Origin of the sequence: Methylobacterium trifolii (assembly GCF_022179685.1) — a bacterium.
Classification (GTDB): domain Bacteria; phylum Pseudomonadota; class Alphaproteobacteria; order Rhizobiales; family Beijerinckiaceae; genus Methylobacterium; species Methylobacterium trifolii.
Genome location: NZ_BPRB01000071.1, coordinates 1 through 10,954 on the forward strand (window position 1 = coordinate 1; position 10,954 = coordinate 10,954).

Genomic DNA, 10,954 nt, shown 5'->3' on the forward strand with positions numbered 1-10,954 from the left:
CGGGAGAGGGGAGCGCCCTCTCCGGACAAGGCGCCCCCTCTCCCGCCTGCTCCGCAGGCACCCTCCCCCGCAAAGGGGGGAGGGTTTTGGTGTCGGGTCACATCGGCGGGGTGATGCCGTCCTTGCCGACGGCCACCAGCTTGCCCTCCGCCTTGCCGCCGTCCTTGGCCACCACGGCGAAGACCTTGGAGCCGGGGGTGAGGATCGCCTTGTCGGCGGGTTCGAAGGCGACGACCGGGGCCGCGGGCGGCACCACGATCGTCTTGGTCCCGTCCTTGCCGTAGCTGACGTTGAGGGTCTTCGCGCCGGCCGAGTCCTGGGTGCCCGAGACCGTGGCGTTGGTCATGGAGCTCTTCACCTTCGGCGCCTCGCCCGCCTTGACGGTGCCGTTGGTCATGGCGCTCTTCACCTTCGCGCCGCCGCCCGCGGTGTGGTCGGTGATCGAATCCCAGCCGTAATGGCCCTCGCCGGTGCCCCGCATCGATTCGGGGAACAGCACGACCTCCAGGGCGGTCATCGGGTTCTCGCCCTTGGTGGCGGTGCCGATGAAGACGCCGTCCTTGATCTGGTCGAGGCTCGACTTGACCACCCAGGCGAACTTGGCGCCGCCGACGTCCACGGTCTCGGACTTGCCGTCCTCGGTCTTGATCGTGAGCGTGCTGCCGTCCGCCTTCTCGATGGTGCCGCGCACCCGCTCCAGCGCCGAGGCGAACGAGGCGCTCGACAAGGTGATCAGGCCGGCGGCGGCGAGTGTGGCGAGGTTTTTCATGAGGCTTCTCCCGGACGTGTTCGGTCCGGAGGAGATGGGGCGCGGCCGGCGACATAACAGCCTTGCGCACAACCGATTTACGCCCAAGCTCCTTATTTGTCCCTCAGGCGGCGACGGCCGACCCGCTTCCTGAAACGGGAGCCGCCGTGCCGGGATGCTGCCCGGCGCGGCGGTTCCGATCGGTCGGCGGGCGGCTCGCGCCGCCCGCGTTTCGCCCCCTACGCCGCGAGCGAGCGCAGCACGTAGGGCAGGATACCGCCGTTACGAAAATACTCCATCTCGTCCAGCGTATCGATCCGGCAGGTGAGCGGCACCTCCTGCTTCGTGCCGTCCGCCGAGGTGATCTCGGCGACCAGGGTCTGGCGGGGCTTCAGCTCGCCCGACAGGCCCCGGATCGTGACGGTCTCGTCGCCCTTGAGGCCGAGGGAAGCCCAGCTCGTGTCGCCCTGGAACACCAGCGGCACCAAGCCCATGCCGACGAGGTTCGAGCGGTGGATGCGCTCGAAGCTCTCGGCCACCACGGCGCGCACGCCGAGCAGCTTCGTGCCCTTGGCCGCCCAGTCGCGGGAGGAGCCGGTGCCGTATTCCTTGCCCGCGAAGATCACCAGGGGGGTGTTCTGCTCGGCGTATTTCTGCGCGGCGTCGTAGATGTACATCTTCTCGCCCGAGGGCTGGAAATGCGTCCAGCCGCCCTCGACCACCTGGCCGGAGGCGTCGCGCACCATCTGGTTCTTGATGCGGATGTTGGCGAAGGTGCCCCGCATCATGACCTGGTGGTTGCCGCGGCGCGTGCCGTACTGGTTGAAGTCCTGCACCCGGACCTGGTGCTCCTGCAGGTACTCGCCGGCCGGCGAGGCCGCGCGGATGTTGCCGGCGGGCGAGATGTGGTCGGTGGTGATCGAGTCGAGGAACAGGCCGAGGATGCGGGCGTCCTCGATGTCAGTGACGGGGGCCGGCGTCTTGGTCATGCCCTCGAAATAGGGCGGGTTCTGCACGTAGGTGGAGCCGCCGTTCCAGGCGAAGGTCTCGGCCTCCGTGACCTCGACGGCCTTCCAGTTGTCGTCGCCGCCGAACACGTCGGCGTAGCGGGACTTGAACAGGGCCGAGGTGATGTTCTGCTCGATGAAGGACTGGACCTCGGCCGAGGAGGGCCAGATGTCGGCCAGGTACACCGGCTTGCCGTCCGAGCCTGTGCCGAGCGGCTCGGTGGTGATGTCGATCTGCATCGAGCCGGCCAGCGCGTAGGCGACGACGAGGGGGGGCGAGGCCAGGTAGTTCGCCCGCACGTCCGGGTTCACCCGGCCCTCGAAGTTGCGGTTGCCGGACAGCACGGCCGCTGCGACCACGTCGTTGTCGTTGATCGCCTTGGAGATCGGGGCGGGCAGCGGGCCCGAATTGCCGATGCAGGTGGTGCAGCCGAAGCCGACGAGGTTGAAGCCCAGCGCGTCCAGCGGCTGCTGCAGGCCGGCCTTCTCCAGGTACTCTGCGACGACCTGGGAGCCGGGCGCCAGCGAGGTCTTGACCCAGGGCTTCGAGCGCAGGCCCTTGGCGACCGCGTTGCGGGCGAGCAGCCCGGCGCCGATCATCACGCTCGGGTTCGAGGTGTTGGTGCAGGAGGTGATCGCCGCGATCACCACGTCGCCGTGGCCGATGTCATAGTTCGCGCCCTCCACCGGATAGCGCTTGGCGATGTCGGCGGCCTTGCGGAACTCGGTCTCCATGGAGGCCGCGAAGCCCGGCTTTGCGGCATCGAGCAGCACCCGGTCCTGCGGGCGCTTGGGGCCGGCGAGCGACGGGCGCACGTCGCCCATGTCGAGTTCCAGGGTGTCGGTGAAGACCGGGTCGGGGGTCTGGGCGTCCCGCCACATGCCCTGCGCCTTGGCGTAGGCTTCGACCAAAGCGATGCGCTCGTCCTCGCGGCCCGTGACGGTCAGGAAGTCGATGGTCTTGCGGTCGATCGGGAAGAAGCCGCAGGTGGCGCCGTATTCGGGGGCCATGTTCGAGATCGTGGCCCGGTCGGCCACCGCCATGTCGTCGAGGCCGGGGCCGTAGAATTCCACGAACTTGCCGACGACGCCCTTCTTGCGCAGCATCTGCGTGACGGTGAGCACGAGGTCGGTGGCGGTGGTGCCCTCCGGCAGCTTGCCCGAGAGCTTGAAGCCGACGACCTCGGGGATCAGCATCGAGAGCGGCTGGCCGAGCATCGCGGCCTCGGCCTCGATCCCGCCGACGCCCCAGCCGAGCACGGCGAGCCCATTGACCATGGTGGTGTGGGAATCGGTGCCGACGAGGCTGTCGGGATAGGCGACCTCCACGCCGTCCTCGGCCTTGGTCCACACCGTCTGCGACAGGTATTCGAGGTTGACCTGGTGGCAGATGCCGGTGCCGGGGGGGACCACCGAGAAGTTGTCGAAGGCGGTCTGGCCCCACTTGAGGAAGGTGTAGCGCTCGCCGTTGCGCTCGTATTCCAGGGCGACGTTGTCGGCCAGCGCCTTCGGCGTGCCGAACTCGTCGACGATCACCGAATGGTCGATCACGAGGTCGACGGGCACCAGCGGGTTGATCTTCTGGGGGTCGCCGCCCAGCGCCACCATCGCGTCGCGCATGGCCGCCAGATCCACCACGGCGGGGACGCCGGTGAAGTCCTGCATCAGCACGCGGGAGGGGCGGAAGGCGATCTCGGTCTCGGCCTTGCCGCGCTGGTCGAGCCAGGCGACGGCCGCCTCGATGTCGCCCTTGCGGACCGAGCGGTCGTCCTCGAAGCGGAGCAGGTTCTCCAGGATCACCTTCATCGAGAAGGGCAGCGCGGTGGAGTTGGCCAGTCCGTTCTTCTCGGCCTCGGGGATCGAGTAGTACGTGTAGGTCTTGCCCGCTGCGGTGAGCGTCTGGCGGGACTTGAAGCTGTCGAGGGATGCCACGGCCGTTGTTTTCCTCACTGACGTGTCGAACACGCGCAAGCATGACCTGCGCCACGAAATCGGTGTTCGGCCTGACTGCGCTCCGAGGAGCGCGCGCCGCCCCGGGGGCGCCCGGGCAGGAGGATGCGCGAGGGTGACTTGGACACCCGGAAGATCGCGCGGCGCAGCCTTCCGCCGATATAGAACGATTCGAATTTGGCCGCTACCGCGCCGGGAGTGACAGCGCGGGCCCGCTGTCTGTCCACGGCGCTCTCCGGCGAGTCAGGCCGCGGTCGCTGCGTCCGTCGCGGCGGAGGCGAAGCAGCGGCGGACCGCCTCCCAGAAGGCGTCCCGCTCGCCTTGGCTACAGCGGGCCAGGCGCGCCTCCACCAGTTTCAGGCCCTGGACCGCGTCGGCGCTCGCCGCGATCTCGGCCTCGCTCGGGGCCCGTGCGGCCGGCTCGCCGCCTAACCTGGATCGAGCATTCGTGATCATGGCGTCACCCACGGTTCCGGCGGCCGCTTGCCGGCAGGCGGCAGGCGGGTCCCGCATTCTTGCGATCCGGCGCCGCCGACGCAACCGTCCCTCGCGGCGGGCGTGCCGAGTCTCGGCCCCCGCGGCGTGCGCGTCGACTCAACGCTGGCGGCCGGCCGATCGCCTCGCATCGTCGCACGACGACGCGGACGTCGCTCGTCTTGGCCTCGCTCCTCTTGGCGAGGGGAGAGGCCCGCGTGACCGACGCGAGCGTCGGGAGCCTTGTCAGATGAACGTCAGCCATGCCGTGCACGCCTGGATCGGCTCGCCACCGCGGGTATGGCGGCGGATCGCGGCCGGGCGGCGTTACCTGAAAATGGCGAACCTTGCGGTGCGGTGGTGGCCCACCGCACCGGCCCTCACGGCGTGCCCGGCCCTACTCGCATTCGGACAGGACGAGCTTGCAGGTCGGGCACTTGTCGAAGGCCATCTCCTTGGCCGCGTCCTCGGTCCGGCCCCAGCCGACGCCGTAGGTGGTGCGGTTGGAGACGTAGGCGCCGCAGGTGTCGAAGCGGGCCACGACCTTGCAGTTGTCGTTGCCCATCTTCCGGCACTGGCGCATCGCGGCGGCGCCCGCCGCCTCGCGCGAGTCGCCCCAGCCGATGCCGTAGCCCTCGTCGCCGGCCTTCTGGCCTTCCTCGGTGTCCACGGCGAAGGCCCCCGCGGCCTGGACCGGCGCGGTGGCGAGCAGGGCCAGCAGCATCGCCGATACGATCGATCTCATCATTCCGTCCCCGTGCAGTTCATGCGTCGCGTGAACGACCGCGCGTTCGCGCATAGGTCGCAAAGCCTTGCATAGCGCGCTGGCGGAAATAAGGAATTGACCCGGCGTCCCGTTCTCTTGATCCTGCGTCCCAGGGCCATCGCTCGAACGCGCTTGAACCGGCCGTCGTGGCCAACCTCAGGCGCCGACGGCCGCCTCCGCGGGCTCGGGCTCGGGCTTTCGCTTCGCGGGGCGCTCCCCGGGTCCCGAAGCCGGGGCGGCCTCGGGCGATTGCCCGGCGTTTCGACGCAGCTTCCTATTCCGACCAGCGCAGGGCGGCGGCAGCGGCGAAGGTGCCCACCACCGCCGCGATCAGGCTCAGGCCCGCCAGGACCGTCAGCGGCGTGGCGAAGGGCACCGTGCCGCCGGAGGCCGACTGCGCCGCCGAGACCCCGAAGATCAGCGTCGGGATCATCAGCGGCAGCACCAGCACCGCCAGGATCAGGCCGCCGCGGCGGATCGAGGCGGTGAGCGCCGCGCCCACCGCGCCGACGAAGGTCAGCGCCGGGGTGCCCGCCAGAAGGGTCAGGCCGGTGGCGGCCATGGCGGTGCCGTCCAGCGCCACCAGCAGACCGAACAAGGGTGAGGCCAGGGCCAGGGGCAGGCCGGTGGTGAGCCAGTGGGCGATCACCTTGGCCAGCACCACGAGTTCGAGGGGCACGGGGGCGGCGCTCATCAGGTCCAGGGAGCCGTCCTCCTCGTCGGCCTGGAACAGCCGGTCGAGGCCGATCAGGGTCGAGAGCACCGCGGCCAGCCAGAGGATGGCCGGGCCGATGCGCGCGAGCAGGTTGAGGTCGGGGCCGAGCGCGAAGGGCACCAGGGCCACGATCATCAGGAAGAACACGAGGGAGAGGGCGCCGGAACCGCCGACGCGGGCGGCCAGCGTCAGGTCGCGGGCGACCAGGGCGGCGAGGGTTCGGATCACGCCCACGTCTCCTCGTCCGCATCGGCAACGGGGGCGGCCGGCGCCGCCGGCTCGATGTGCAGGGTCCGGGCTCCGTCCAGGCCGAGGGGCTGGTGGGTCGCGGCGACGACGAGGCCGCCCCCGGCCCGGTGCTCGGCCATCAGCCCGGCGAGCAGCGCCTGCGAGGCGACGTCGAGGGCCGCGGTCGGCTCGTCCAGGAGCCAGAGCGGCCGGTGGCAGACCAGCAGGCGAGCGAGCGCCACCCGGCGGCGCTGCCCGGCCGAGAGGTAGGCCACCGGCAGGTTCAAGGCATGGGCGAGGCCGAGGCGTTCGAGGGCCGCGCCCGGCTCCATCCGCGGGGCGCCGAGCAGGGCGCGGGCGAAGGCGAGGTTCTCGCCCGCGCTGAGCGCCCCCTTCAGGCCGTCCCGGTGGGCGATGGCATGGAGGCATTCGGGCAGGGTCGCCTCGCCCACGTCGCCGAGCGTGACGCGGCCGGCATCGGGCCGCAGGCGGCCGGACAGGATCGCGAGCAGGCTCGACTTGCCGGCCCCGTTGCGGCCGGTGACGGTCAGGGCTTCGCCGGGCGCGAGGGCGAAGGACAGCCCGGAGAAGATCCGGCGCCCCGAGCGGCGGCAGGCCAGATCGTCCACGCTCAGCCGCACGCGCCACCCCATCGCCGGGCCTTGAGCGGCCCGCGCCTCCTTGCCCGATTGCACGGCCGGACGGAACCGCGCAATCGACCTGCGCCGGTCGCCGCCCCGAAGAACCACCGCGCCGCGCCGTTCTCGCGCATTGCCGCTGCACCGCACCCCGCGCTAAAGCATGCGGCCATGTCCCCGGCCACCTCCGAGACGATGACGCCGTCCCTCTGGACCCGCCTCTCCAATCCCGGCCACTTCATGCGCTGGTCCGGCGCCCTGGTGCCGTGGCTCGCCGCTCTCTCGGCGGCGGGACTGGCGCTCGGTCTGTACCTGTCCTTCTTCGTCGCGCCCCCCGACTACCAGCAGGGCGAGACGGTGCGGATCATGTTCATCCACGTGCCGGCCGCCTGGCTCGGGGTGTTCTTCTACGGCTCGATGAGCCTGTCGGCGGTCGGCACCCTGGTCTGGCGCCATCCGCTGGCCGACGTGGCCCAGCGCGCCGCCGCGCCGATCGGGGCGGCCTTCACCCTGGTCTGCCTCGTCACCGGGTCGCTGTGGGGCAAGCCGATGTGGGGCACCTACTGGGTCTGGGACGCGCGCCTGACCTCGATGCTGATCCTGTTCCTGATCTATTGCGGCATCATCGCCCTGTGGCGCACGATGGAGGACCCGAACCGGGCCGCCCGCGCCGTGGCGATCCTGACCCTCGTCGGCGCAGTCAACCTGCCGATCATCAAGTTCTCGGTGAACTGGTGGTCGACCCTGCACCAGCCGGCCTCGATCCTGCGCATGGGCGGCTCGACCATCGACCCGTCCATGCTCTACCCGCTGCTGACCATGATCGCGGCCGCCACCCTCGGGGGCGTCACCCTCCACCTCTACGCCATGCGCACCGAGATCATGCGCCGCCGGGTGCGCACGCTCACCATCCGCGAGGCCGAGCGGCTCGACGCCGGCGCCACCGTGACGACCGCCGATCCGGCGCACGCCATGCCGCTGGGCCGGGCCGTCTAGAGGGAGGACCGGAGCCGTGTCGAAGATCAGCACCTGCCTGTGGTTCGCGACGGATGCGGAGGCGGCCGTACAACGCTACGTCTCGCTCGTGCCGGATTCGCGCATCGACCACGTCCAGCGCTCGCCCGGCCCGTGGCCCGGGGGGCAGACGGGCGATGCGATCCTGCTGGCCTTCACCCTCGGCGGCCAGAGCTTCCAGGCCCTGAACGGGGGCAATCGGGTGGATTACGGCACGGCCGCCTCCCTCTCGGTGTCCTGTTCGGATCAGGCGGAGGTCGACCGGCTGTGGTCGGCACTCACCGCTGACGGGGGCAAAGAGATCCAGTGCGGCTGGCTGCGCGACCGCTGGGGCGTGCCGTGGCAGGTCGTCCCCGCCGTGCTGCCGCGCCTCCTGGCCGACCCGGACCCGGCGGTGGCCGGGCGCGTCTTCACCGCCATGCAGGGCATGGTGAAGCTCGACGTCGCCGCGCTGGAACGGGCGGCGGCCGCGTGATGCGGCATCCCTTTCCAACCGGAACCCGGTGCGCCTGATGGACCTCGGACCGCATGCCGGCTTCATCCTGGCCGCCTACGCCTTCACCGGCCTAGTGATGGCCGGGCTCGTCCTCGACGCGGTCCGCGACCGGCGGGCGCAGAAGCGGGCCCTCGACGCGCTCCAGGCCGGAGGCCGGCGTTGACCATCGAGACGCCCCCGGCGCCGGGCCGCCGCTCGCTCCTGCTGGTCCTGCCGGCCCTGGCCTTCGCGGCGCTCGCGGCCGTGTTCTTCCTGCGCCTGCGCTCCGGCGTGGACCCGGCCGCCCTCCCCTCCGTCCTGATCGGCAAGCCGGTGCCCGCCTTCACCCTGGAGGGCGTGCCGGGCCTGACGAGCGCCGACGGCAAGCCGGTGCCCGGCCTGTCGAGCGCTGACCTCAAGGGCGGCGTCACGGTGCTCAACGTCTGGGCGTCCTGGTGCGCGCCCTGCCAGGTCGAGCACCCGATGCTGATGCGGCTGTCCCGCGAGCCCGGCATCCGTCTGGTCGGCATCGACTACAAGGAGGGGGTGCCCGAGAAGGGGCGCCAGTTCCTCGCCCGCAACGGCATCCCGTTCCAGGCGGTGGGCGCCGACCCGAGCGGCCGCGTCGGCATCGATTTCGGCGTCTACGGGGTGCCCGAGACCTTCGTCATCGGGCCGGACGGCGTGATCCGCGACAAGCTCGTCGGCATCCTCACGCCGGAAAACTTCAAGGACGTGCTGGCCAAGATCCGCGCCGCCGGCAAGGTCGCCTCCGCCCCGTGAGGGTTCAGACCTCGGCGTCCTTGCGCTCGTAGCGCGTCAGCAGCGGCGTCTGGGCGAGCGCGAACAGCACCGTCAGCGGCATGATGCCGAAGACCTTGAAGTTCACCCAGAAATCCTCCGTCTGCGTGCGCCACACCACCTCGTTGAGGGCGGCGAGCGCCAGGAAGAACAGGCCCCAGCGGAAGGTGAGCTTGCGCCAGCCCTCCTCGGTCAGGGTGAACACCGAGTCGAGCACCACCGAGAGCAGCGACTTGCCGAACAGCAGCCCGCCCAGCAGCACGAGGCCGAACAGGGTGTTCACGATGGTCGGCTTGACCATGATGAAGGTCTTGTCCTGGAGGTAGAGCGTCAGGCCGCCGAACACGACCACCACCACGCCCGAGACCAGGGGCATGATCGGCAGGCGCCGCACCAGGACGTAGTGGATCGCGAGCGCGAGGATCGTGGCCGCCACGAACACGCCGGTGGCCACGAACAGCTTCCGGTCGGGCGCCACGCCGAAGCGCTCGGCATAGGCGTTGCCGAGGAAGAAGATCACCAGCGGCCCGAGTTCGAGGGCAAGCTTGAGCAGCGGCGGCAGGTGGCGGCGCGGGGGAACGGGTTCGATCTGCATGCGGTCGCGTGGCTGGCTGGAAAGGGGGCCGTTCTGGTCTCGCCGGGGCCGGCATCGTAAGGTCGCGGCCGGGTGTCTGTATCGAGCACGGGTGCGCCATGTCCATCACGATCGAGAATGCCGAGGCCGAGGCGCTCCTGAACGAGCTGACGGCGCGCACGCACCGCTCCGAGCCGGACCTGCTCGTCGACCTGCTTCGGCGGGAGCGGGAGCGGTTGGAACGGGACATCGCCGAAGGAATCGCCTCCGGCCGATTGCTGCACGAGCGCACGGTGGCGAGCCCCCTGGTCGATCCGCGGCCCATCGATGAGATTCTGGCCTACGACGAGCACGGTCTGCCGGTGTGAGCGGCCGTCTCGTCATCGACACCTCGGCCTACGTGGCGATCCTGGCGGGTGAGACGGACGCGGATCGGCACGAGGCTGCGATCCGAACGCATTCGCAGAGGCTCATGAGCGCTGCGACCTACCTCGAATGCACGATGGTCTCGGCACGCTGGCGCGCCGGTCGAACCGAACTCGACGCGTGGCTCGCGCGCGAGACCATCGAAATCCGCCCCGTCGACCACGCCCTGGCCCAGCGCGCGGCGGATGCCTTCGCCCGCTTCGGAAAAGGCCGCCACCCTGCGGGCCTGAACTTCGGCGACTGTTTCTCCTACGCCCTAGCGGCGGCCCTCGACGCGCCGCTGCTTTTCAAGGGCGACGACTTCGCCCGCACGGACGTGCGGCGCGTCGCTCCTTAATCCTTCTCCAGCCCCGCGATGGCCCGCGCAAAGTCCCGCGCGGCGAAGGGCTCCAGGTCCTCCACCCCCTCGCCGACGCCGATGAAGTGCACCGGCAGCCCGAACTTTTTCGCCAACGCCACCAGGATGCCGCCCCGCGCCGTGCCGTCGAGCTTGGTCATCACCAGGCCGGAGACGGGCGCGGCCTGCGAGAACAGCTCGACCTGGCTCAGCGCGTTCTGGCCCACCGTCGCGTCGAGGACCAGCAGCGTGGCGTGCGGCGCCTCCGGGTCGAGCTTGGCGATCACGCGGATGATCTTCTCCAGTTCCGCCATGAGGCCGGTCTTGTTCTGGAGCCGGCCGGCGGTGTCGATCAGGAGCACGTCGATTCCCTCGGCCCGGGCCCGCTTCAGGGCGTCGAAGGCCAGCCCCGCTGCGTCCGCCCCCTGCGCCCCGCTCACCACCGGCGTGCCGGTGCGCGCGCCCCAGACCTTCAACTGGTCGATCGCGGCGGCGCGAAACGTGTCGCCGGCCGCCAGCATCACGCTGCGCCCCTCGGCCTTGAGCTTGAGGGCGAGCTTTCCGAGCGTCGTGGTCTTACCGGCCCCGTTCACACCGACGGTCAGGATCACGAAGGGCTTCTTCGAGGCGTCGATCGTAAGCGGTATCGCCACCGGTTCGAGGGCCCGCTCCACTTCCGTGGCCAGGATCGCGCGGACCTCGTCGGGGGAGATACCCTTCTCGTAGCGGCCCTTGCCCACGGCCTCCGAGATGCGCATCGCGGTCTCGAGGCCGAAATCGGCCTGGATCAGGGCGTCCTCG

14 protein-coding genes are annotated in these 10,954 nt (G+C 70.5%); 6 read left to right on the forward strand and 8 right to left on the reverse strand.

Annotated elements, in window-relative coordinates; translation table 11 throughout:
• Positions 1 to 97 precede the first annotated feature (97 nt).
• The 6 genes from COGEMETH_RS06795 to ccmA form a co-directional block, all read right to left on the reverse strand.
• Positions 98 to 769: a metal ABC transporter permease gene (locus tag COGEMETH_RS06795; protein WP_238181849.1), complete on the reverse strand. Its 672-nt coding sequence runs from the start codon at positions 767 to 769 to the stop codon at positions 98 to 100.
• 218 nt (positions 770 to 987) lie between these two features.
• The gene (gene acnA / locus COGEMETH_RS06800) at positions 988 to 3,687 is read right to left on the reverse strand and encodes an aconitate hydratase AcnA (RefSeq protein ID WP_238181850.1); all 2,700 of its coding nucleotides are present in this window, start codon (positions 3,685 to 3,687) and stop codon (positions 988 to 990) included.
• Positions 3,688 to 3,948: 261 nt separating this feature from the next.
• Positions 3,949 to 4,161 carry a hypothetical protein gene (locus COGEMETH_RS06805; RefSeq protein ID WP_238181851.1) on the reverse strand — a complete coding sequence of 71 codons (213 nt, stop codon included), beginning with the start codon at positions 4,159 to 4,161 and terminating at the stop codon, positions 3,949 to 3,951.
• 415 nt (positions 4,162 to 4,576) lie between these two features.
• Entirely contained in the window at positions 4,577 to 4,924 is a 348-nt protein-coding gene (locus COGEMETH_RS06810) for a DUF4189 domain-containing protein (RefSeq protein ID WP_238181852.1), read from the reverse strand.
• Between the two features lie 295 nt (positions 4,925 to 5,219).
• Entirely contained in the window at positions 5,220 to 5,888 is a 669-nt protein-coding gene (gene ccmB, locus COGEMETH_RS06815) for a heme exporter protein CcmB (protein WP_238181853.1), read from the reverse strand.
• Positions 5,885 to 6,529, reverse strand: coding sequence for a heme ABC exporter ATP-binding protein CcmA (gene ccmA / locus COGEMETH_RS06820; protein ID WP_238181861.1), 645 nt, complete (start codon positions 6,527 to 6,529; stop codon positions 5,885 to 5,887). Before ccmA ends, ccmB begins: the two co-directional genes overlap by 4 nt.
• 192 nt (positions 6,530 to 6,721) lie before the next feature.
• Between ccmA and COGEMETH_RS06825 the strand changes: the two genes are divergently transcribed.
• Genes COGEMETH_RS06825 through COGEMETH_RS06840 form a run of 4 tightly spaced genes read left to right on the forward strand, consistent with a single transcriptional unit; the run spans position 6,722 to position 8,798 of the window.
• Positions 6,722 to 7,522, forward strand: coding sequence for a heme ABC transporter permease (locus COGEMETH_RS06825; protein ID WP_238181862.1), 801 nt, complete (start codon positions 6,722 to 6,724; stop codon positions 7,520 to 7,522).
• Positions 7,523 to 7,538: 16 nt separating this feature from the next.
• Positions 7,539 to 8,015, forward strand: coding sequence for a VOC family protein (locus tag COGEMETH_RS06830; protein ID WP_238181854.1), 477 nt, complete (start codon positions 7,539 to 7,541; stop codon positions 8,013 to 8,015).
• A gap of 37 nt (positions 8,016 to 8,052) precedes the next feature.
• Positions 8,053 to 8,199 carry a heme exporter protein CcmD gene (ccmD, locus tag COGEMETH_RS06835; RefSeq protein ID WP_238181855.1) on the forward strand — a complete coding sequence of 49 codons (147 nt, stop codon included), beginning with the start codon at positions 8,053 to 8,055 and terminating at the stop codon, positions 8,197 to 8,199.
• Positions 8,196 to 8,798: a DsbE family thiol:disulfide interchange protein gene (locus tag COGEMETH_RS06840; RefSeq protein ID WP_238181856.1), complete on the forward strand. Its 603-nt coding sequence runs from the start codon at positions 8,196 to 8,198 to the stop codon at positions 8,796 to 8,798. The genes ccmD and COGEMETH_RS06840 overlap by 4 nt, the downstream gene beginning before the upstream one ends.
• A gap of 4 nt (positions 8,799 to 8,802) precedes the next feature.
• On the opposite strand, the gene COGEMETH_RS06845 is transcribed toward COGEMETH_RS06840, so the two are convergent.
• Entirely contained in the window at positions 8,803 to 9,411 is a 609-nt protein-coding gene (locus tag COGEMETH_RS06845; protein WP_238181857.1) for a septation protein A, read from the reverse strand.
• 98 nt (positions 9,412 to 9,509) lie between these two features.
• On the opposite strand from COGEMETH_RS06845, the gene COGEMETH_RS06850 reads away from it, so the two are divergent.
• Both COGEMETH_RS06850 and COGEMETH_RS06855 read left to right on the forward strand, forming a co-directional pair.
• On the forward strand, positions 9,510 to 9,758 hold the full coding sequence (locus tag COGEMETH_RS06850) for a type II toxin-antitoxin system VapB family antitoxin (RefSeq protein ID WP_238181858.1): 249 nt from the start codon (positions 9,510 to 9,512) through the stop codon (positions 9,756 to 9,758).
• Positions 9,755 to 10,153, forward strand: coding sequence for a type II toxin-antitoxin system VapC family toxin (locus COGEMETH_RS06855; RefSeq protein ID WP_238181859.1), 399 nt, complete (start codon positions 9,755 to 9,757; stop codon positions 10,151 to 10,153). The genes COGEMETH_RS06850 and COGEMETH_RS06855 overlap by 4 nt, the downstream gene beginning before the upstream one ends.
• Here the strand turns inward: COGEMETH_RS06855 and ftsY are convergent.
• Positions 10,150 to 10,954 (reverse strand): signal recognition particle-docking protein FtsY (gene ftsY / locus COGEMETH_RS06860; protein ID WP_238181860.1); only part of this gene is annotated, 805 nt, incomplete at its 5' end. The two genes, COGEMETH_RS06855 and ftsY, sit on opposite strands and share 4 nt — an antisense overlap.